Raw genomic sequence first — 21,695 nt, 5'->3', positions numbered from 1 at the left:
ACGCCGGACGTCAGGCTTGGATGCCGTCACAGACCTGATCTCCAATATATTGACAAAAGGAACACCAACCCATAAGTCGGTTGTTCTGTCCGGGCAGCCTAACCTCTGGACCGCGTCGCCGATCTCCCCAGATAGGTTGGAGAGATGGGCCGAAAGTCGACCATGCCAACACCCCTGGACACCGCCACCTCGGCCCGCCTGAGCCGGCAGGCCCGCGCCTCGACCAAACCGGAGCTGGCGTTGCGCCGGGAGTTGCATCGGCGCCGGCTACGGTATCGGATCAACCACCCCGGGTTACCCGGACGTCCGGACATCGCGCTGACCAGGGCGAAGGTGGCGGTGTTCGTAGATGGCTGCTTCTGGCACCGCTGCCCTGAGCACGGCACGACGCCCCGCAACAACCGAGACTGGTGGGTCGCCAAGCTCGACCGCAACGTCGTCCGGGACCGAGCCAAGGACGCCGCGCTGGCCGAACTGGGATGGATCGCGGTCCATGTGTGGGAACACGAGACGGTGACCGAGGCGGCCGATCGGGTGGAAACGATCTGGCGGGAGCGGATCATGTCGAGATTCGCAGGTAGCCGTTCCGCCCGAACAACACGCCGCGGTCCAGGAACCGATTGAAGAATCGACACGACGGCTCACCCAGGTGAACGCAGGCCGCACAAGCCCCACTGCCGATCCCACAACCGGGATCCAACGGACAGCGGTGTTCCGCATCGACGAACGCGGTCAACAGATCGTCGAGGTTAGACTCGAACACCGCCTGCATGCCGCCGAGCACGAAGTCACCCCGAGCGGCCGCGTACAGGAAGAAGCCGAGATGGTGGGGTACGAGGTACTCGCTGAGCGCGTCGCGTTCGATGCCGGAGAAGACGGCGGTCTGCCGGATGAGCCGGTGCGCGTAGGTGTGAATCAGCTTGAGCACGTCGGCGCCAACCGACTCCATCTGCGGATCGTCGCGTTTGTTGGGAACCTGGGCCGCCTCCAGGATGGCGACTCGGGCCACGACCGGGTCGGCGCACTCCGGCGTCCACCCCGCTAGCCGATGTCCACGTCCGGCCAGCCACGTCGCGACGCGGATTGGGTCGAGCCGGATCAGGAACGCCTCAGTCTCGGCGAGGTTGCCGTAGAGCCGGTAGCCGCCCCGCTTGCGCCGGAACGGCACCAGCCGGCACTTCGACGGATCGTCTTCACCCCGTGTGTAGCCGTACATGGCGTTGAGGATCGGAAATCTGTCGACCAGGTCGAGCCCGTCGATGCCGGCCCGACGCAGGGCCGGCGGGTACTTCTCCCGGTAGCGCTTCTCGAGCGGATCGTCGGGATCCGGCAGGCGCAGTGCCGTCGTCGGCGTCCGGCTCTCCGCCAACGCCATCGCGATGTCGACGGCCTCCCGTTCGGCCACCTCACGCCGGGCCGGAGGGAGCCGGTCGGTCGGGTGATCGCCGGCCTTGGCCAATTGGCCGGCCTGCTCGGCGACCGTTGCCATCTGCTCCGCGATTTCCGGCGGCATCTTGCTGCCGATCAGTTGGTCGACCAGTTCCTTACGGGTCTGCTTTGCCGTCACGTCGGCGGGCCTGGCCACCGTCAACCCCTCGACCACCCAGATCAACGCCTTACGCGAACCGCCGGCAAGTTTCAAGTTCTCCCGGTGTTCCGGCCGCGGTGGGTTGATCAGCACCATGCCGCGCGGCACGTAGACCATGCGGGCCTTGTGAACGTTCCACCGCACGAGGCCGTCACCGCACACGCACTTCTTGTTGAAACCCAGCCCCGCCGGCATGGTCGGCGTGTCACAAACGGGGCACACGAAACGGATGTCCGCGGCCTTGGCGCTCTTCGGCACGACCACCCGTACGTCGTCGTGCTGCGGGCAGCGCCGGATCCAGGGCTCGGTGATCGCACCGCATTCATGTACGCCGACGAAATGAAGCTGACCCCAGGCACGCTTGCCACACTTGCAGCGGGCATCCTCGGACTTACCGATGCGTTTGCAGACCCGGCACAACCAGACTCGGGGGTATCGCTCCACCGTCACGCCACGACGATCGTCGAGTTCGACGACCTCCACCGGCACCCTGCGCAGCAGATCCCCGGCCATGCCGCCGTCCTTGTCGTTGGCGGTCCACGGGCCGATCTCGGTCAACAGACTCCACCGCACCACATCGGAGTCGATCTCGATCGGGCTCGGGGCCGACCACTCGTCGACCCGGTAGATGTCACCACGCAGGTCGACCGTCTGCTCCGGCAGGAAGGTCCGCAGGATCTGGCTGCCGCTGCGAGAACCCAACTTCGTCATCTCGTCCGCCTTCAGTCGTGAATCGGAGCTTGGGCCTCGACGTCGCGGAGGCTTCTCATGGGGGAGGGGTGGCCGATCTGGCTGATGAACTGGGCCTTGGTGGCTGGGTCCTCAAGATCGGCGAACCAGTCGCGGACCCACTCGACGATCTGCTGCCGGTGCAGAATGTCCTCCGGACCGACGAGGCCGAGAATCTCAGCCACGGCCGCCGCCTCGTCATCGGGCGTCAGTTTCGCGTCGCGGACGTACTGGCGCAGCTTCGCCGGTGTGCTCAATCGCTGCTTGCTGGCCGGTTCGTGCACCATCAGGGTGCGAGCCGCGACCATCCCGGGAAGCGTGAGAGCCAGCACCCGCCGGCTGCGGCGCGTGATCGGAATGGCGTCGACGAACCGATCACCCTGGCTCACGTACTTGTCGAAATGCCGAAACGTCTGGGCGTCGCGTTCCCGACCAATCTTGTGCAGGACGTACACCAGTCCCGGGTGCCGGCGGCCGACGCGGGCGGTGGTCTGGATGAACTCGGCCGTCGTCAACGGCAGACCCAGCATGACCATCGTGTTGAGCCGGTCGATGTCCACCCCGTGCGACAACATCGAGCTGGCCGCGATCACGTGGATGCGATCCTCGAACTTCTCCTCGGGCTTCTCCAACCGCTCCAGGATGTCGCGCACCTCGTCGAAGTCGGTCTGTCCGGTGAGCTGCTCGACGTTGATGCCGTCGACGGTGTTGTTGCTGCCCAGGCTTCGACCGGCGGCCTCGACGTCGTAGAGGGTGGAGCCGTACACCACGTTCGTGCCATAGAGGCTGAGCAGCTCGTCGACATGCTTCGGATCGATACCGGCTTCCGCGCAGACGGCCGACGGCTCGTCGATCAGCCTGCGGACGCAGCGCTGCAAGGCATCCAGGGTCCGGTCGCTGACGTGCTCCAGCGTCACCCCGCGCGGTGCGACCGCGACGAAGCGTCGCAGTTTCTCTTCCTTGCGCACCGTCCAGAACGACTCGCCGGAGCGGGGGCCTTGCTGTGGGAAAACCCGGCCTTCGCGTTGGTAGAGGACCTTGACCTGGTGGGAGTAGCCGGTGAGGGTCGCGCTGCTGGCGACGATCTTGGCGTGGCTACCGGTCAGCTCGTTCTGCAGATAGTCGAGCAGGCTTTCGTAGTGCGAGTCAACGGCACCCAGACTGTCGCGGAGCAGGTGCAACTCGTCCTGCAACCGTAGCGACGGCGCGAACCGCTCCGCCGGCATCGGCAGCGGGTTGAGGGTTCCCTGGCAGTCGGGTACCAGACAGCCGTTGGGCGTCTTCGACCTGGTCGCGTAGGTGAAGCCGTGCCAGTCGACCGAGCAGAGCTTCTGCGGCGGCCCGACGAGGCCGCGCATCGCCTGCTGCAGGCCGATCGACGCGGCCTTGTCGAGCGTCCCCACCACCACGGTCGGGAGGAAGCGGAAAATCTCCTGGTCGACGATGTACACCGGCAGGGCACCCCGCTTCCAGGGACACTGCGTGTTGGTGCAGTGATGCTCCAGCTTCCAACGCTGACGGTCGAACCTCATCCGCAGGTTCTCGTTCCGGCAGAACGGACAGTGCAGCAGCACCCGGTACTTGTCAGGCATGCCCGGGCTGTCCGGGTCGATCTCGTTCTCCTCCGGCTTGGGCACGATCTTGTTGGGCGTACCAGCCTTGCCGACGAGGAACCCGAGGCTGAACGGAGCACCCTTGACGTTCGCCTCCTGGAGTGACACCGCCTCCTGGCGGACCAGCTCGGCGCCGGCGAGCGCATCGGCGAAACGCTGCGTCTGCTGCAAGCTCAGCAGCCGGAGAGGGAACCGGGACCAGGCCGTCACGCCGGTACGCTTGCCGGTCAGCCGATCGAGGAAGGCCGTCGTCAACAACAGCCCTAGGTAGGTTTCGGTCTTGCCGCCACCGGTGGCGAACCAGACGGTGTCGACGACCTTCGCGTCCTTGGCGGGTTCGGCGAGGAAGCGGATTGCGGACAGCAGGAACCCAACCTGGAACGGCCGCCAGGAGTCGTAGCCGCGTCCCTTCGCGCTCAGCCCGATCGCCCTGTTCATCAGCTGGAACGACAGGCGGATGTCCCGATTGGTCTGCAGAAGCTCCAGCCCGGTCCGCAGCCGGTCGAGTTCGGCGAACACCTCGGCTGCCGCCTTGTTCGCCTCGGCACGCATTCCCGGTGTCCAGCCCTCGGCCACCTCCCTGGCCGCCAACGCCGGCTCCGACCAGTGGGTGTGGTCGTACTCTTCGAGCGCCTCGACCAGGGCGGTGAGTTCCGGAATCGGATCGGCAGCGAGCCGCTCGAACGACAGCGTCGGCTCCGGCCGGCTGCTGTTCCAATATCCGGGGCGGACGGTCTGTACCGTGATGGTGTCGGAGCTGCGGAACACCCCAGGCGCTGGCACCTCGACACCGACGTTGATGCCGTACGCCGGCACGTCGCGGTCGTAACGGAAGCTGTCGGGCAGGGCCTCCAACTGGAACGGGGTGGTGGCGAGCCCTGAAACCTCCAGCTGCGTCTCGTAGAGGTGCGAGTCGGTCAGGCCGCCGCGCGACTTCTCCGGGCTGGTGTTTACCAGCTGCACGACAAGCTCGGTGTCCCGGTGCCAATCCTCCACGTCGACCCGAACTTCAGCGGTCAGGCCCGGCGCACCGACCGCGGCGAAGGCATCTCGTAGCTGCTTCGCGCCGAAGATCCCGCCACCGGCGCCGACCACGACGGAGATATCCTCCTCGACGAGACCGGTACGCCACCAGCGCCGGTCCGGGTCCGGACCATCCTTGGGGTCCTTGACCCAGGCGCGGGCCCGCACCGTCACCGTCATCGACCACGGCGGGGCCTCGGCCGGACGGAACCGGATGCCGATCGCGCACGGGTCGAGCCGCTCCGCTCGGTCGTCGCTGGTGCCCTTTCGCACCTCGTCCTCGCAGGCGAGCCGCCCCAGCCAGAAGGTCCCCGACGGATCCACTTCCAGTCGGTCCAGGCCATCGCCGCGACCCGCCGCCACCACCCGACGGTCCAGCCAGGCGACGAACCTGTCGCACGCCTCTTCGAGCGTCTGCCCCTTGCTGTCACTCATCACGCTCTCCCTTGACAGATCCAGTGGACAGGTCGGCCGCGGGACCGTCGGTCACGTAGGAACGCAGGGCTGCGGCACCTTTGTGCTCTCGGAGCGTCTTCATCGCCTTCATCTGAATTTGCCGGATTCGTTCACGGGTGACGCCGTAGTCGGCGCCGATCTCGTCCAGAGTCTCCTCCTCGCCGGTGCCAAGGCCGAACCGACGTCGGATCACACTCGCTTCCCTCTCGGACAGCAACTTCCGGAGGGTGCGTTCGATGTCCGAATTAAGCATCGCGTGACCGACAATCTCCGCCGGGTCGGTGCGTCCGTCGCGTTCCTGCTCGTGAACGAGAATGTCCGACAGCCTAAGGTCGCCTTCGTCGCCGTAGAGCATGTCGAGACTGAGATTCGGGCGCAGGTAGTCCAGCATCGCTTGCACCTTCCCAGCTTCCATCTCGGTCGCGTCGGCGAGCTCGGCAAGGCTGGGCTCCCGATCCAGCCGGGCAGTCAGCTTCCGGGCCGCCTTCGCGACCTTCCGCAGTTGCTGGTGGACATGGACGGGAATGCGGATGGTTCGTCCGTGATTGGCGATGCCTCGATCGATGGACTGCTTGATCCACCAGGTCGCGTAGGTGGAGAACTTGCAACCCTTGGAGCCATCGAAGAGGTCTGCCGCGTGCATCAGGCCGAGGTTGCCATCTTGAATCCGGTCGGCGAACTCGACGCCGCTGTGGTGGTACTGGTTGGCCTTGGCGATCGACACCACGAGCCGCAAGTTTGCAGACACCAACTCGGCGTGCGCCGCCCGCCCGTCGTCGACACGGTCACGCAGCGATCGTCGGTCTTTTCGTGAGAGTTCGCTCCAGCCGGCATCAAGTGTGCATCGCGCCGCCTCCCCCTGCCGAATCAGGGACCAGAGCTCGACCTCGCGTACGGCGTTGATCAGGGGATATCGGCCAATGGCCCGCAGGTATTGGCGGACACTGTCCCCTTGCAGCTCGTAGCCCTTGGCCGCGGATCTCACCGGGCGCACCTCTACGGGCGCGGGCAGTTCAACGCCAGCGCCCTCCAACAGGCCCAGCAGCTCACCGTGTTGATCGGCGGAGAGGCCACGTCGTGTCGCGAGCAGAGCGATCTCGGCCCGCGTCAGCTTGCCGCCCGTACGGCTCCAGTCACCGAACAGGTCCTCGAACGCCTTGCCCACCGCGTCGTCGGACGCCGGAAATGCGGACGGCTCAGGGACGTCTTCGAACATCCAGGCAAGGCTGTCCTCGTCTTGCTCCTCGTCTTGCTCGCCGACGGCCGAGACGAGGGGCGAGCAGCCCTGCAGGCTGGGGTCCTCAGCCTTCGCCGGACCGACGAGGTGGGCCGGCGAGGACGGCCCAGTTGCCGACGGGCAGGATGGCGACGCCGTGTGGCTCGCGGCTCGCTGCCGGGTCAGCATCACCAACAAGGCGTCGACATCGTTGTGGGTGAGGCGATGGCGGACGGCGAAGTCCGCCACGAGCGACTGCGCTCGAGGACCCTCGTGTCGATCGAGAATCCCCCGCAGCTCTTCAGCGAGAGCTGCGGACACACGCGCGGAAGGTGGCGCTGAAGCCCTCATGGCCGCCGTCATGTGCCCTCCTCGTCGTGTGAACCGAGCGTAGGGCTGGGCTACGACAGAACCGGACGAATGGAACAAGTGTTCCATTCGCCCAGTGGGCAGCGGCGCCTCACGTCGCAGCCAGCGCCGCTCCAGCGTCGATCATGAGTCATGTGGAAACGCTAGCGCTCCCACACCCGTCGAGCGACGGGCACATGTGTCGCACAGTGGACAGTTAGGCAGCCCACTGCAACTTCCGCTCGGGCCTGGAGCCTGGCGAGGACGCCAGCCAGCGTTGAAGGTCGTCAACCAACTAAGATCCGAGCATGGCCCCACGACCCCTCAAGATCGCCGCAGTTGACCTATTCTGCGGGGTGGGCGGCCTGTCGTACGGCCTACAGGACGCGGGCATTGACGTCGTCGCGGGAGTCGACATCGACGCCACCTGCGACTATCCCTACCGCGCCAACGTCCGCGCACCTTTTCACAAGAAGGACGTGCGGGAGTTGAAGGCCAGCGAGTTAGCCGCCATGTGGCCGAAGGGATCCGTCCGTGTATTGGCTGGTTGCGCCCCTTGCCAGCCGTTCTCTTCGTACCGGCGGGGTGCCGACACCTCCCAAGAAGCCCAGTGGCCGCTCGTGAACGAAGTTCGCCGCCTGGTGGAGGGCACAAGGCCCGAAGTCGTCACCATGGAGAACGTTCCCCGCATTGGAAGCACCGCGGTGTTCAAGGAATTCGTCCTCAAGCTGAGAGAGCTCGGCTACTCGGTCCACTTCGAGTCGTGCTATTGCCCCGCATACGGAGTTCCCCAACATCGCCGCCGAATGGTTCTCGTCGCTTCATTACTTGGTGATATTCGCGTACCCAAGGGCGCACTCGTGTCGACCGACTATGTCACCGTCGAACGCGCCATTCGGGGACTTCCCCCGCTCGCCCACGGGAAAGTAGACCCAACGGATCGTCTCCACAAGAGCCGCACGCTGACGCCGGTCAACCTGGAGAGGATCAGAAGCTCGAAGCCAGGCGGCACCTGGGAGGACTGGCGCGAGGACCTTCGCGCCCCGTGCCACCGTAAGTCATCGGGCTCCACCTTTCGCAACGTGTACGCCCGCATGACCTGGGATGAACCATCGCCGACCATCACGACGTTGTCCTACAACTATGGCGCCGGCCGTTTCGGTCACCCCGAACAGGACCGCGCAATCTCTCTGCGAGAAGCTGCGATCCTTCAGAGTTTCCCGCGCGGTTATGAGTTCGTCGCGCCCGAGGATCCGGTGCAGTTCGCTCCCCTTGGGCGGCTCATCGGTAATGCCGTGCCGCCGAAGCTCGCCCAAGCAGTCGGTGAAGCAATCGTGCAGCATGTGGAGAACGCCCGGACTCGAGTCACCCGAACCCACCGCCGCGCGACGGTCCCGCCTTCGTCTGCAAATGCGGCACGTCCTACGTTGTCGTCTCGCTAAAGGACGTCTCGTAACTCGGTGAAGGCGTTGCCCGGCACCGGCGCTGGTGTCACCCGAGCAGGATGATGTTGTGCGGGTGGGCGATGGCGGAAGCGGTATCGGTCAATGTGCTGGTAGCACGCCGGTAGTCCCGCAGGATCCTGAAGCTCTTCATGCGAGCCAGAGCGTGTTCGACCTGGGCGCGGACCGTGCGGTGTTGCTTGTTCAGGTCCTTCTTCCGATCGGGTAGCTCGCTGCCGTCATTGGGTCTGCGGTACGGGATCATCACCTCGGGGGGGGTCAGCTTCGACCCGGCCCTGGGTGATGTAGCGGTAGAGCAGGTTGAGGCTGTCGGTGTAGCCCAGTTCCCTGATCTCGGCGAGGAGTTGGGTAGCGCCGACGGCGGGATCTTGCTGCCGACGGCGGCGCAGGTGGTCGCGGTAGGGGTCAACGCTCCGTGTGCGGATCGCGGCACAGGCGTGAACACCGGCGGAGTCGCAAGGTGTGGCGACGTCGGAGACAGGGCTCGACGCGGCGTACGTCGCAGGTCCTGCCGTCGACCGACGTGCGGGCGCGGCGGTCTGCTGTTCAGCCTTGCGGCGGCCCGGCCTTTCGGCGCGGGGCGAAGGGATGGCCGAACGCGTCGGGCCCGTGGTCGGGGTGTTGCAGGAAGGGCAGCGCGTCGGCGAGGTCGGCCAGAGTGAGCAGGCCGTGATGGCCGTGCAGTTGCCACAGCGGTCCGGCGGGGCCGATGGCGGCCCGGGCGGCATGGTCGCGGCTGGCGGTGACCACGGGCGCGAACAGCGTCTGCTCTGCCAGTCGCTGGTGCAGGTGGTGGGCGCGCTCGGCGGAGTGCAGCCACAGCAGCACCGGCCACTGCGGCCCTCCCCAGCGGGCCATCTGGTGGTAGTCGTCGAGTTTGCGGACGAGCTCGGTCAGAGGTTCGGTGCCGGTGTCGTACTCGAGGAAGAACGGCACCTGCCGGTTGCCGGCCGTCCAGATGCCGTGGCCGTCGGGATGGACCGGGGCGGGACTGACCTGGAGTGCGACGTGAGAGTCGGCGTTGGCGAAGACACCGAGGTCGGCGCACCGCGCCTCCGGCCACCACCGCCGCAGTTGATGGTCGGGGTGAGTGCGGGCGTGACCGGCGAGGTCCGTGAAGAACTGGTTGACGCCGAGCCGGTGGTCCAGGATGCGGGCGACGGTCCAGCGGCGGCGTCGGGCCTTGGTCTGGCTGGGCCGTGGCGGTGGCTGGTCACGGTCCACGGCGACGAGTTCCGCGCCGAGTTGGTCCAGGACCCAGTGGTACGGGTAGGAGCCGCCGTCGGTCTTCAGCGGCCGGAACCGGTCGATGACGCCGACATCGTGGAGCCGGCGCAGCCGGCGTTGGGCGAAGTCCAGCGACGGGAACAGGGCGTAGGCGACCTGCGGCGTGGTCAGCACGCCGTGGTCGGCCAGCCAGCCGAGCAGGACGTGGTCGCGGGCGGTCAGCATGGACTGGGCACGAAGAATCTGATCGGACATGGTTGGTGGCTCCTGCGGGGGTGAGGGAGAGACCGGAAGGTCTCTCTGAGCTGGGACGGATCTGATCACTGGCGGTGTGTGCTGCGGTGTGAGCGGAACCGGGGGTCCGTTGCCGGGTCAGGTTCAAGGACGACCCCGCAACGGAGGCGGGCACTGACGCCGCAACTGACCTCGGCACGGTTCACCGGCCCGTTGATTACTGCGAGGGCGGCCGAGAAACGGCAACCGCCGGAGGCGTGTGAGACGAGATGCCGCTTGGTCCCATGAGTCCAGCGGGTACCGGGTTCCGTCAACGAGGGCCGCGACTCGGCCAGGCTGGCGACAGCGGGACAGTCCCGCCGTCGGTGGCAAACTCCCGCCACCCGCGGACCCCGAATCACGCCATCCCCCGGCGATGCGTCATCTGGCCGGTGATAGCCGGTGCCGCCCGACGGGGCAGCGAATGACGCGATGACACCAGGTCCGCAGGTCACGTCCTGCCCGGCCCGCGAGGCGGCCAGTCGACGGTCGCGGCCCGGTGGGAAAGCGGATCTACGAGCCGATACCGCGCCCGGACGACCGCTTGGGCGGTATGGCCACCGGTCGGCGCGGCCGGATAGACGGCCCCACGTGGTCCGGGGCAGCCGGCACGACGTATACCCGATCGGGGGCCGCACTGCGCTTGCACTTATATAACCGCCGTTTGTGTGCGCTGGCGAACGCCTGTCCGACTCACACCCACTCACAGCGCTGTGCCGCTCCGCGTCGACCGACAGCCGGCCCACGTTCCTACGGGGTCCCTGACCAGGGCTGTGAGTGCGTGCGGCCACGGCGCGAGAGCACGAGACGAGGGGCTATCCGGAGCCCTACCCACAGCGACTCACAGCCACTCACAAAGACTCACAGCGGCTCACAGCGACCGCCTCCCGTGCCGCCGAAGATGAGCCGTCCCTGGTCGCGGGAATCAACGGTTCAACTTCGCTGTCAACGGACAGGTGGGACGTACCCGCTGGAGCTTTGCGCGCATGAGCCGCGTGGGAGTGACCCGGGGTCTCGACCACGGTGACGCCGCCTGTTCACCCGGGGACATCGCTCAGCGCCTCATCCCACGCCAGGCGCAGTCGCACCTTGGGAGATGCGGGAGGCCAACTCTCGCGCCCGACCCGGGTGCCGCGCCACCGTCCGATGTCAACGACGTCCTTCGATTGACATGTTGTCCGCCGCGGCGTGGCGCGGCCACAGCCAAGATGGCAGAGCCGCCGACAGTGACACCGCGACGCGTGTCCAGACACGCACGCCGACCGCAGGCGCCGTCCATCCACACTCGGCGATTGACATCGCGTACGTAGGCGTTGTCCGAAACTGGTGGATCGTGTCAACGCGTGCCGCAAGAGGATGTCCGAGCGGTGGCATATGTCATCGACGCCAGTCGTTGACATTGTGTCCGACGCGGTCGCTGAGCAGGGCATTGACAGTCGGGATGTGCGCGCAACACGGGTCTCCGTTGACTTCCGGTTGGCCACGGGGCGCACCAGCGCCAGCGCCATCGGCACCGGCGTGACGCCGCTGCGCCGGCGCGGGCAGAACGACCGAAGGCCCGCCGCCAGTGGCGCGCACCTCGCAGTGCCACGTGTCCGCCAGCAACCCTTGATATCGACAAACATGAGTGGGTGCGCCCGCCGCGGCCACAGTCGTGTAACACGTTCACGCGGCCAACGGCACGTCATCGGGCGGGACATCAGGGGTCACTTCCAACCGCGAGGCGCCCGCTACACAATCGGCAGCTATCGCTGTCCGTGCGCCTCGGGCGGGCGCGTTGGCACCAGGCACGGTGCGTGGCGCGGACCAGAAGTCAGCGGTTGAACGGCGGCTCTGTGAGTCGCTGTGAGCGGCTGTGAGTGAGGCAGGCGTTCGCCAGAGCACACAAATGCGGGTTTACAAGTGTCAGGCCCGACTCGCCCGGCGCAGTCGACATCACCGTGAACGAGCACCACCTCGGACCACACGCCACCTGTCCAGCCCGCTAACCCGTACCACCTTCGTCCGTGTCGCGACCACTCGGCTTGCTCAACGATCCACCGACGCCCGGGCCACGGCGCGGACGCCGCCGGCATCTCCGCGCCGATCGCTACTGCCGGATCGACCAGCCGCCCGTGCCCGGAGACACCGTTAACGCTCCTGTCTTGATCACCGGAAGGACCACCGCACGATGAGCACCCCCGACCAGCACCGCCCCACCCCCGCAGCTCCTACCCGCCCAGCCGGCGACGGCGCCCACGACACCTGGACCACGCAGCGGATCCGCGCCCTGGGCGCGGTCACCGACCTGAGCACGGCCGCCCGAATCTTCGGGTTGTCCCGGTCCGCCGCCTACGACCTGGCCAAACGCGACCGGTTCCCCGTTCCGGTGCTGCGGTTCGGCACCCGCTACCGCGTACCGGTCGCGGGCATCCTCACCGCCCTGCACCTACCCGCCGCCGACGACCCGGGGTCCTCGACCGGACCGCCCGGCGACGACTTGACCACCGGCGGAAGTCACGCGTCGATCACCCCGTACCGAATCCGCAGCCCCCAGCTGCCGCACACCCCGATCGAAGGGAACACCTGACCATGGCGGAAGGATCCGTCTTCAAACGCTGCTCCTGCCGCGACAGCGACGGCCGCAAACTCGGCAACCGCTGCCCGCAGCTGCGCCGGCCCAGCGGGGCGTGGAGCCCCACCCACGGCCGGTGGGCCTACCAACTCGAACTACCCACCCACCGCGGCAAGCCGCGCCGGCAACTACGCCGCAGCACCTTCGACACCCGCGACGCCGCCACCGCCGACCGCGACCACGCCAAGGCCCTGCTCGCCCTCGCCAGCGACGACCCCGCCGTCGCCGCCGAGATCGCCGACCTGCTCCTCACCGTCGCCTCCGGTGCCCCGCTACCGGACCGCGACACCATCGCCCGCCGGGTCCGCGCCGGACTACCGGCCACCGTCACCACCACCGTCGGCGAATACCTGCAGTCGTGGCTGGCGTCGCGCCACAACCTGCGCAGCGTCCAACCCAACACGATGCTCGCGTACGAGTCGCACATCCGCACCCACCTGGTCCCCCACCTCGGTGCCATCCCCCTGGTCAAACTGCGGGTGGAGCACATCGAGGCCATGTTCACCGCCATCGCCGACCGCAGCACCGCCATCGAGATCGCCCGCCAGAGCGACGACCCCACCATCCGCGCCAGCGTCCGCGGCCTGCGCACCACCAAACCGGCCAGCATGCACCGCATCCGCGCCACCCTGCGCAAGGCACTCAACGACGCCATCCGCCGCGGCAACAACCGGCTCATCGACTTCAACCCCGCCGCCCACATCGAACTGCCCTCCGGGGTACGCCCCAAAGCCCGGGTATGGACCACCAAAGCCGTACAGCGGTGGCGCGACACCGGTGAGCGGCCCAGCCCGGTCATGGTCTGGACTCCGCAGCAGGCCGGCGCGTTTCTCGACCACGCCGAAGAGCACGACATCGCCCTCTACCCACTGTTCGCGCTCATCCTGCACCGCGGACTGCGCCGCGGCGAGGCCGTCGGACTCACCGACGCCGCCGTCGACCTCGACAACTCCCTGATCAGCGTCACCCAACAGATCGCCACTCACGGCTACACGCCCGTGATCAAGAAGGTCAAGTCCGAGTCCGGCAACCGGATCATGGCCATGGCCAGCATCACCCGCGTCGTCCTGCGCGCCCACCGCGCCCGCCGCGCCCAGTGGAAACTCGCGGCCGGTCACACCTGGCCCGACACCGGGCTGTTCTTCGTCCAACCCGACGGGCAGCCCTGGCACCCCTACGCCGTTACCGACCGCTTCGAGGTCCTCGTCCGCGACGCCGACCTACCCCCGATCCGGCTACACGACCTACGGCACTGCGCCGCCACCTACCTCAAAGCCGCCGGCGCCGACCTCAAAGACATCCAGGAACTCCTTGGCCACTCCTCCGCCGCCATGACCGACGTCTACACCTCCGTCATCGCCGAACTCGACGTCGAACGCGCCAAAGCCGAAGCCGCCGCCGAACTGCTCCCCCGCCGACGCAAGCGCGCCGCATAGACAGACAAGGCACCCGCCAGGCGGGGACGGCAGCCCAAGCTGCCGCCTCCGCAGCCGAGCCCGACGCCGTCCGCTGCGACGCTGCCCGCCGTCTCCGCGAGTAGCGGACGGAGCTCAAGCCGTCCGCCACTCCAGCGGCCACGGCGCGTCAGGCCTAGCCCAGATGGTCCGCTGCGGATAGCCGCCGCCCCACGGAGAGGGGCCTTTCAGGCAGAACCCCGGAGGAGGCCGCACAGGCCGACCGGCTGCTGTGAGCATGCGGTCGGCGATCAGGTGCGGTGCTCGAAATCGAAGCCGGCCACCCACTTCTTGAGAGCATCACGGATATGCGTGCGGACGTACGTCTGGAACCGGGTTCCCGGCATCGCGCCGAACTCGAACGGTAGATGGCCAGCCGTCTGGCTCAGGCACTTGTTGGCGGACGGGGAGAACGAGTTGGTCGCGAACAGGCTCGCCATCGTCCGCGGGAAGTAGGCCCGCACACCGACATACTTCAGTGCCTCGTCTCGTGGAACGCCGAGCGGGTAGTACTTGCCCTCGATCGTCAGCACACAGCCGGACGCCTTTGGCAGTTGCGTCTTATCCCGGCATACGCGCGCCGCTTTCGTATCGACGAGCAAAATGTCCGATTCTGCGTCGAATTTCTTGGCCTGCACCTGCACCCTCACCCGGAGATGGACCTCGATCGGGCGAGCGTCTCCGAAGTACAGCACCGCGTGGGTGAACGGTCGTCGCCGGGCGTGAATGAAGCCGGGGGCGCCTCGGAAGACGAGCTCCGACACTTCCTTCTCGTAGCAGTCTTCGTAGGTGACCCGGGCACCGCACTCGGCCGCCGTAGCGATCACCTGGGCGAACAGGTAACCCTCGTAGATGCGATCCGCCTCATCGGATCGGGTGAACGGTGTCGTCACACCCTGCATCGCGTCAGCCAGCTCAGTGAGCAAGTCGCCGATGGGATCCGTCATCCCGGGACCACCGCCGCCCGGAGGGCGATCAGGGTGCCGACAACACGCTGCCGGCCCTGCGTATCGGCTTCCAGGTCGGGCTGCCAGAGGATGACCGCTTCTTCGTTGTCCTCGTCGAGTGCCGTGATGATCTGCTCAGGCACCGCGACTCGACCCTGGAAGCCGTCGGTGAGCACGCGCACCGTCTCCGTGCGGAGGCTCGGCAGATCGCGGTAGATCGCGAGCATTGCATCCAGCAAGAGCAGAACCCGCTCTGTATCCGTGTACGGCCGCCACCGAATTTCGGGCTCAATCCGGCTGCGTTCGTCCGGCCGTATGCCATACCCGAAAAGACGGCCGCCGCGCCGCTGACCGTGGCTGCTGCTGCCTTCCGTCACCGAATCGGCGGCGCCCTCAGCAACGGCGGCATCCACCGCCTCCACCACCCAGGTCAATCCATGATCGGCACACAGTCGCCTGAGAGTCAGGTCTACCCGCGCCAACTCTGACGCCTCCATCGCTGGGGCCTTCCCACATCTCGGCATTGTCCAGGGCATCCAGCCCAGTCCAACCAAACACCATAGTGGTCAGTCTGGCCATCGGCTGCCCCCGATTTGCGCCCTCTGTTCGCCCAATCGGGTCCGCCAGAGGAGCGAAGATCGACGGCGATTCTTGCCGGTGGCTGCGGATTGCCGCTGGATCGCAGCGCATCTTCATGCAGGCCGGGGTGGCGCCGGGCATACAGGGCAGGGCGATCGACTTTGGCTTCGATTGCCTTCCAAGCTCCTCGACTGCCTTCCAAGCGCTCCTCAAGGGTGGTACCGGAATTTCGCAACGCCGCATAGAACGACCTGAGCGTCTCGGTGTCCAGCCGGCCCGCCAGCAGCTTGCCGAGCAACGGCCGCACGTGCTTGTTCAGCTTCTTGACGTACTCCTGCCGTGTCGACGTCTCCACGTCGCCGTCGTCATGAGGCCACCCAAGGCGGTCCACCACGTGAAGATCGACGATCGGGTGCCAGTGCTGGTGGGCCGGAGGTACCACCATGCGAACCAACCGGCGACCATCTCCGGTGACCCGTTGCCATCACGTTCGTGTAGTCCTCGTATGTTTCGGGAAGCCGGATGAGGGGGCTATCGGCCGTCGAGAACGTCGTCGAGCACGAGTCTTGCCCGGCTCGGGACACCTCCTCCTCCTGAGAGACCTCCGCGCACAGAGTGAGGACTACCTCAACGAGGCCCTCTTTTGTCGAAGATCAACGCCACGTCCGCCAAATCCGCCGCGATCCGCTATGCGATAGCCCGCCGCTCCATCGTCGAACGCCTGACTGAAGGTGGGGAAGGAAGGCATCGACCGCGTCGACCACCGGATCGATCCGGTGCCGATCGACCCCGCGGTTTCTCCAGCCGTACTGATCGCCGCCGGCCGGCGTGGCTGAGCGAGCGCGAATGGGCAAGTGGCGGAGGTTGACGGGAGCCGGCATCACCCGCAGCATCAAGGTCGCGTCACTGTGTAGTCGCGAGCGGGAGGGCTTCATGCTCATCAACATCATGGCCGGCCTGATCACGGCCGCCTTGCTCGCAGCCGGCGGCTTGGTCCTGCGCCACCGCACGCACCTCGGACTGCTGCGGACCACTCTGACGTCCGGGCGGCTGCGCGTGTCGGTTGCGGCGCTGCTGCGCATCAAGGACGACGACGGTTATGTCCTGATCCACCATCCGTTCCGGCCGGGCGTGTACGGGCCACCGGGCGGCGTGGTCAAGTACACCGACGAGGCGCGCGGAGCCCTGGACGCAGTGGGGTTCGTCGAGCAGCGCCCGGCCGGCCGCGAGCTGACAATGAGACGCGACTTGCGTGGATTTGTCCCAGCCCGGCATGGCATCGGATTCCTGCGCTGGTACGACCGCTGCGCCGGCCGCGAGTCCGGTCCCGAATGCCTGCGGCGGGAGCTGCGCGAGGAGCTGTCCGAGGCCGGGCACCCGGAACTCGCGCCGCTGGCCGGCAAGCTTCGATTCGAGCTGATCAGGTCGGTCGTCGACGGGCCGCGGCCCACGCCGGGCAAGCAGCACCGCACGATGCGGTCCTTCGAGGTGTACGACCCGATCCTCGACTCGCCCGAAGCCGTCGAGCTGCGGCGCCGCATGCTGGAGTTGGCGCACGACGCGGCGGAGACCGAGATCGTGCTCGCCCGGGTCGCCGATATCGAGGACGGTCGCCGCGAGCAGTTCCTGATCAGTCCGCAGTCGGCGTTCCTCCTGAGCACACGCCGAATCCATGAAGACCTGCCCGCTCTGCGCTGACCCTGCGGCCGACATCATGGAAGGAGGCGGCACCGGATGACGCCGACGGTCGATCCGCTCGCCGAGTTCCTGGGTGCGGAGGTGGCGTTGGCCTTGCGGCACTGGGCTAGGGCCGGTGGGGGCATCGTGGAGCTGCCGGACCACAAGTGGAGCGCGTCGGGTTTCACCGGTGCCGTGGTGACCGCAATTCTCTTGAAGGATCGGCACCCCGATGGTAGGTGGCGCTCGCGTAAGCAGATCATCAAGGTGATTCCGGCAGGCAAGGAGTGGGAGACGGGCCTGCACGAGCTGGCCTGGAAGCAGAACACCGAGTTCGCCACGCGTTATCTGGTTCGTCAGTTGGGCCGCCCCTGCGAGGTGGGCGACGGGCGCCACATCATGTTCCAGGACATCGCGGGCGACCTGTTGGACTATCGCCCGATCGACAAGCTGTCTCCCGAGATACAGGAGGCAGGCTGCGCGGCCGTAGCGCGGCTAGTCCTGACCGAGTGGAACGGCGACCGATGGCCGGACCGAGTGACGCTCGACCGGGACGCCGTCGACAACTATCTGCGTCACGAGCTACGAGAGCCAATCGAGCGGATTGAGCGCTGGGCGGACGAGCGCGGCCTGGTGCGGCCCGGGGACGAGCATGTCGGCGTTGACCGGCTGCCCAATCCCGTCGCGATGGTCCGATCCGGCCTATCCGTGCGGCATGTCGTGATCCAGTACATGTATGGCCTGAGCCACGGCGACCTGCACCGCGGGAACATCCTCGTCCCTGATGCCTTGCCGCTGGAGCCTAAGCGGATCAGGGTCGTCGACCTGGCAGCGTTCGACCCGGCCGCTTCGCTGACCCGCGATCTTGTTGCGCTATGCCTCTCGGCTGCCGCGGCCGAGCTCGGCGTCGCCCCTGAGGCGTCGGCGTCGGAGGATCTGGTCCGTCTGCTCCTGGCTGGCACCGGCGAACCATCTGGACAGGAGAAGACGGGCAAGATCCTCAGGGCCGTCCTACGGGCGGCCGAACAACCCGCGCCCTTCCGGGTCGAATGGCGGGCGCAGTATCTGCTTTCGTTGCTCGCCGGCGCCTTGGCGCAAACCACCTACCGGAACCACAGCGATGCCGTGCAGCGCTGGTTCTTCCATGTCGCGACCAGGGCCGGGGCGGAGTTCCTACGGTTCGCGGAAGAAAGGGACATGATCCCGGCAGAGCCGGAGACGGACGAGAAGCCGGAGCAGGTGATCGTGTCCCTGGTGTCGGCTGCGGCTGATCGAACCGCCGCCTACGACCTGCAGCGCCGGCTGGTTGACGTCGTCAAAGGGGCGCCGAACTGGACGATTCACGTCCTGTGGCACCGGGATGAGGCCGGCGAGTCGCCCCGCAGTCTGCGCCGTCCGGACGTTGTGGTGGTCCTGCTCTCCGAGCGCAGCGCCATAGACCCCGGCTGCAAGCGCGAGATCAGGGCAGCCTTGACCGGCGCCATCGATCTGATCGGTTTCCGGACCGGTGGGATCGAGGTGCCGCACGAAGACCTGCGCGGGGCGCCGGTGCTCGACTGCGGAGACGAGGGTTTTGCCGATCTCGTTGGCCGGATCACCGAGATCTCTATGCAGGGACGAGTGGGCCGGATGCTCGAGGAGAAGCTGTCCCGGACCGAGGCGGAGGAGCAACGGGCGGACGGCGCGCAGCGGCGAAGGCTCGCGATTCACAACCGTGAGCAGCGGGTGCGGCTGGAGGACGAACTTCGCCGCCGGAGCGCCGCCGGCCGCCGTCGTGACGCGGCCGGGCCCGCAGACCTCACCGAGGAGAACGTCTCGGACGGCCGCGTCCGGCTGGTCAACCAGGCGCCCATCGTCCCGGCGGCCGAGTTCCACGATCGGGTGTCCGAGAAGCACCGGGTAGAGGAGGCCATAGCCGACGCCTCAACCCGGGTGGTCGTGGTCCACGGGGCCGCGGGCGTGGGCAAGACCGCGTTCGCGGCGGAGCTCCGGCGCCGGCTCGCCGCGCGGGAGGCGGAGGCCGAGGCGGATGCCGTCGTCTACCTCTCGGCCGACGGATACCGTCCCATCAACGTGGCCGTCGTGCTCGCCGACCTGGCCCGGGCACTCCCGGAGAGTTCGGGCCGGGCACGGCTCGAGGAGCGTCTGAACGACCCGGTCGAGTGGCGCCAGAAGCTGACCGATGTGCTGGCAGCACTTCGGAACACCACGGTCGTGGTGATCCTCGATGCCGCGGAACACCTGCTCGATGACGGTGCCTTCCGAGACCGTGAGCTGGGCGCGTTGGTCATGGAGCTGGCCGGTCGCCCTGGGCACCCGACGACGCTGGTCCTGACGGTCGCGGGCGGACCGCCGCAGCAGCTCCGCCGCGACCTACCAGCCAATGTTCGATTCGTCCCGATGAACCCGCTGCCGTTCGACGACGCCATCGCCCTGCTGATCGCGCTCGACCGCGGGGCGGCGCTGGCCCTGTACCGGATGGAGCCGGTGGACCGGCAGCGTGCGTACACGCTGAGTCAGGGAAATCCGCGCATCCTCGAGTTGCTGGTCGGCGTGCTGCGGCAGGAGCCGGGCACACCGGTGCCCCGCCTTCTCGACGAACTGGAGCAGGTGCCACTGCCGGATGTCGAGGCGACGCTCCTCGAGGCAACCTTCAGCAACCTCGACCGCACGCAGCAGCGGGTCGTGCAGGCCCTCGCGGTCTACGGGCGGCCGGTCCCACCGGAGGCGGTCGACTTTCTGCTGGCAGCCCTGGTGCCAGGGGTCGACAGCGCCCCTATCCTCCGGGGGCTGCACGAACGGCGCGTTGCCCACCACGACCACGGGCACTACTTCCTGCCGCCTGCGGAGAGCGACCGAGTCGTCCGCGGCTTGGAACGTGGCGATCTCGACGACCACCGCCGGGTACCTCTGCCCTTCACCCGCTTTGCGATGTGGCATCACGCCGCAAGGTACTTCGAGGAACGCCGAGTGGCTCCGGTCCGAAGCCTGCTCGATCTGCGGCCCGCATTCAGCGAGATCGACCTTCGCATCCGGGCCTGGGACTGCCGTCGCGCGTACGAGGTCATGAACACCATCGAGGACTACCACCTGCGCCGCTGGGGGCAGAGCAACGCACTGCTTGAATGGCGGCGTGCGGTCCGGGGCCGGATCGGGGACGACACCGAGGAAGCGAACAACCACCGCCGCATCGTCGCGGCGCTGCAACAGCAGGAACGCATCGAAGACGCAATTGTCGAACTTGCGGAGGCCCGCCGGAAATGCTCATGGTTCGGCGCGCCCAAGGCCCGGCTCATGCTCGACATCCAGCTGGCGACCGTGCGCTTCGAAGCCGGCGAGTTCAGCCACGCCGCGCGACTCTTTCGCCGGCAGGTTTGGCAATGCCGCATTCTCGATAGAAGACGCGAGCTGGTGATCGTCCGCGCCGACCTGGCACTCTGCCTGGCTCGGGCTGGCCACCACGCCCAAGCGCTGCGCGCCTTCAGCACGGCGCTCGCGAATGCTCGCGCGCTGCTGGACACCGTGGAGCGCGAACGGATCCTCCCGTTGCTTCTCATCGACTATGCCTGGGCCCTCGGGCAGATCGGTGAGCCGCGATCGGCGTTGGCCCTGTTGCAGGAAGGTGCCGCCGTCGCCTCCGGAGCGGCTACCGAGGACGAGGTCGCCCTAGGGCTGTGCTTCAACGGCGAGGCTGCCGTCTACATCGACTCGGATGCGGCCGGCGAGGCCGTCGAGCCGGCCCGGCGTGCCGCCGAACTGGGAGTGCGTACCCGGGATCCGCGTCTGATCCGACAGGCCAACCTCAACCTGGGCCTGGCGTACCTGCGTCTCGGTGGCCGGGACGACGAGTCGCTCGCCGCCGCCGAGGTCAGCGCGAGGCTGGACAGCGGGGATCGTGCGGTTGGGGCAAACGGCCTGCTCGGGATTGCCGCGTTCCGCCAGCGGATGCGAGACCGGGCGCGGCTGGCATTCCTCACCTCGCGGGACGGGGCCAACCAGCGCATCGGCCGGGAACCCCGCGACTATCTCGCGTGGGAGGCCAAAGGACTGGCCTCCTTCGGCCTCGCTTTGATGGAGGAGTCACAGCGGCGCGGGCGCCTCGCCGAGGCTGGGGAAGCCTTCGAGCAGGCCCGGCAGATCACCTCGGCGCTGGGCGCCGTCAATCGCAGCGCTGTCCTGCTCGGCGCCTTCGGCGAGCGGGCCGATGACGATTTGGTCGCCGCAATGACAGCGGTGGCCCGGGGTCCGCGTCCCCCTTCTCTTACTAGATCTTGACCACCGACCGTACCGACACGTTGCTTACGGTCCCGTCGGCCCAGTGGACCTGGAGTCGGCGCAGGCCGGCCCGGTTGACGTGCACGACCTCGCCCGTAGGCTCCTGACCCGGCCGGGGCTGTCGCCGCCGGACCCAGTCACCGCGCCGCCATCCCTTACGATTCGAGGGAGCGTCGCCCGGGCCAATGGATCGGTAATTTTCATTGACCACTG

At 67.4% G+C, this 21,695-nt stretch carries 12 protein-coding genes and 2 pseudogenes; 6 read left to right on the top strand and 8 right to left on the bottom strand.

Features of this window, described 5'->3' with window-relative positions; all coding sequences use genetic code 11:
* Window positions 1-144 precede the first annotated feature (144 nt).
* A complete protein-coding gene (gene vsr / locus PCA76_RS01500; RefSeq protein WP_336298040.1) occupies window positions 145-624 on the top strand; it encodes a DNA mismatch endonuclease Vsr in 480 nt (159 codons plus the stop codon).
* On the opposite strand, the gene PCA76_RS01495 is transcribed toward vsr, so the two are convergent.
* Genes PCA76_RS01495 through PCA76_RS01485 form a run of 3 tightly spaced genes read right to left on the bottom strand, consistent with a single transcriptional unit; the run spans window position 560 to window position 6,976 of the window.
* Window positions 560-2,299, bottom strand: a complete 1,740-nt coding sequence (locus PCA76_RS01495) for a hypothetical protein (protein ID WP_272614730.1) — start codon at window positions 2,297-2,299, stop codon at window positions 560-562. The two genes, vsr and PCA76_RS01495, sit on opposite strands and share 65 nt — an antisense overlap.
* Window positions 2,300-2,310: 11 nt before the next feature.
* Window positions 2,311-5,388, bottom strand: a complete 3,078-nt coding sequence (locus PCA76_RS01490) for a helicase-related protein (protein WP_272614728.1) — start codon at window positions 5,386-5,388, stop codon at window positions 2,311-2,313.
* Entirely contained in the window at window positions 5,381-6,976 is a 1,596-nt protein-coding gene (locus tag PCA76_RS01485) for a sigma-70 family RNA polymerase sigma factor (protein WP_272619119.1), read from the bottom strand. The genes PCA76_RS01490 and PCA76_RS01485 overlap by 8 nt, the downstream gene beginning before the upstream one ends.
* A 305-nt stretch (window positions 6,977-7,281) precedes the next feature.
* Here PCA76_RS01485 and PCA76_RS01480 point away from each other — a divergent pair, with 305 nt between their 5' ends.
* The gene (locus PCA76_RS01480; RefSeq protein ID WP_272614727.1) at window positions 7,282-8,415 is read left to right on the top strand and encodes a DNA cytosine methyltransferase; all 1,134 of its coding nucleotides are present in this window, start codon (window positions 7,282-7,284) and stop codon (window positions 8,413-8,415) included.
* A gap of 49 nt (window positions 8,416-8,464) precedes the next feature.
* Here PCA76_RS01480 and PCA76_RS01475 read toward each other — a convergent pair.
* From PCA76_RS01475 to PCA76_RS01465, 3 genes and pseudogenes are all read right to left on the bottom strand, one after another.
* A pseudogene (locus PCA76_RS01475) lies at window positions 8,465-8,683 on the bottom strand (transposase family protein); the annotation flags it as partial.
* Between the two features lie 4 nt (window positions 8,684-8,687).
* Window positions 8,688-8,858: pseudogene (locus tag PCA76_RS01470) on the bottom strand (ISL3 family transposase); the annotation flags it as partial.
* Window positions 8,859-8,982: 124 nt separating this feature from the next.
* Entirely contained in the window at window positions 8,983-9,918 is a 936-nt protein-coding gene (locus PCA76_RS01465; protein ID WP_272614726.1) for a replication-relaxation family protein, read from the bottom strand.
* 2,188 nt (window positions 9,919-12,106) lie between these two features.
* Between PCA76_RS01465 and PCA76_RS01460 the strand changes: the two genes are divergently transcribed.
* Both PCA76_RS01460 and PCA76_RS01455 read left to right on the top strand, forming a co-directional pair.
* Window positions 12,107-12,505, top strand: coding sequence for a helix-turn-helix transcriptional regulator (locus tag PCA76_RS01460; protein ID WP_272614725.1), 399 nt, complete (start codon window positions 12,107-12,109; stop codon window positions 12,503-12,505).
* Window positions 12,506-12,507: 2 nt separating this feature from the next.
* Window positions 12,508-13,986 carry a tyrosine-type recombinase/integrase gene (locus tag PCA76_RS01455; RefSeq protein WP_272614724.1) on the top strand — a complete coding sequence of 493 codons (1,479 nt, stop codon included), beginning with the start codon at window positions 12,508-12,510 and terminating at the stop codon, window positions 13,984-13,986.
* Between the two features lie 269 nt (window positions 13,987-14,255).
* Here PCA76_RS01455 and PCA76_RS01450 read toward each other — a convergent pair whose 3' ends face one another.
* A complete protein-coding gene (locus PCA76_RS01450; RefSeq protein WP_272614723.1) occupies window positions 14,256-14,951 on the bottom strand; it encodes a hypothetical protein in 696 nt (231 codons plus the stop codon).
* The gene (locus PCA76_RS01445; protein ID WP_272614721.1) at window positions 14,948-15,448 is read right to left on the bottom strand and encodes a hypothetical protein; all 501 of its coding nucleotides are present in this window, start codon (window positions 15,446-15,448) and stop codon (window positions 14,948-14,950) included. The genes PCA76_RS01450 and PCA76_RS01445 overlap by 4 nt, the downstream gene beginning before the upstream one ends.
* Window positions 15,449-16,463: 1,015 nt before the next feature.
* Between PCA76_RS01445 and PCA76_RS01440 the strand changes: the two genes are divergently transcribed.
* The gene (locus PCA76_RS01440; RefSeq protein ID WP_272614719.1) at window positions 16,464-17,228 is read left to right on the top strand and encodes an SMODS-associated NUDIX domain-containing protein; all 765 of its coding nucleotides are present in this window, start codon (window positions 16,464-16,466) and stop codon (window positions 17,226-17,228) included.
* A gap of 36 nt (window positions 17,229-17,264) precedes the next feature.
* On the top strand, window positions 17,265-21,482 hold the full coding sequence (locus tag PCA76_RS01435; protein ID WP_272614718.1) for an AAA family ATPase: 4,218 nt from the start codon (window positions 17,265-17,267) through the stop codon (window positions 21,480-21,482).
* The last annotated feature ends 213 nt before the right edge of the window (window positions 21,483-21,695 follow it).

This window comes from Micromonospora sp. LH3U1 (genome assembly GCF_028475105.1).
Classification (GTDB): Bacteria; Actinomycetota; Actinomycetes; order Mycobacteriales; family Micromonosporaceae; genus Micromonospora.
This window is presented reverse-complemented; position numbering and strand designations above follow the sequence as displayed.

Bases quoted from the DNA above. Each gene is read 5' to 3' on its own strand.
- PCA76_RS01460 (WP_272614725.1), top strand. From the start codon at position 12,107: ATGAGCACCCCCGACCAGCACCGCCCCACCCCCGCAGCTCCTACCCGC.
- PCA76_RS01440 (WP_272614719.1), top strand. From the start codon at position 16,464: ATGCTCATCAACATCATGGCCGGCCTGATCACGGCCGCCTTGCTCGCA.
- PCA76_RS01480 (WP_272614727.1), top strand. From the start codon at position 7,282: ATGGCCCCACGACCCCTCAAGATCGCCGCAGTTGACCTATTCTGCGGG.
- PCA76_RS01495 (WP_272614730.1), bottom strand. From the start codon at position 2,299: ATGACGAAGTTGGGTTCTCGCAGCGGCAGCCAGATCCTGCGGACCTTC.
- PCA76_RS01490 (WP_272614728.1), bottom strand. From the start codon at position 5,388: ATGAGTGACAGCAAGGGGCAGACGCTCGAAGAGGCGTGCGACAGGTTC.
- PCA76_RS01455 (WP_272614724.1), top strand. From the start codon at position 12,508: ATGGCGGAAGGATCCGTCTTCAAACGCTGCTCCTGCCGCGACAGCGAC.
- PCA76_RS01445 (WP_272614721.1), bottom strand. From the start codon at position 15,448: ATGGAGGCGTCAGAGTTGGCGCGGGTAGACCTGACTCTCAGGCGACTG.
- vsr (WP_336298040.1), top strand. From the start codon at position 145: ATGGGCCGAAAGTCGACCATGCCAACACCCCTGGACACCGCCACCTCG.
- PCA76_RS01485 (WP_272619119.1), bottom strand. From the start codon at position 6,976: ATGAGGGCTTCAGCGCCACCTTCCGCGCGTGTGTCCGCAGCTCTCGCT.
- PCA76_RS01435 (WP_272614718.1), top strand. From the start codon at position 17,265: ATGACGCCGACGGTCGATCCGCTCGCCGAGTTCCTGGGTGCGGAGGTG.
- PCA76_RS01450 (WP_272614723.1), bottom strand. From the start codon at position 14,951: ATGACGGATCCCATCGGCGACTTGCTCACTGAGCTGGCTGACGCGATG.
- PCA76_RS01465 (WP_272614726.1), bottom strand. From the start codon at position 9,918: ATGTCCGATCAGATTCTTCGTGCCCAGTCCATGCTGACCGCCCGCGAC.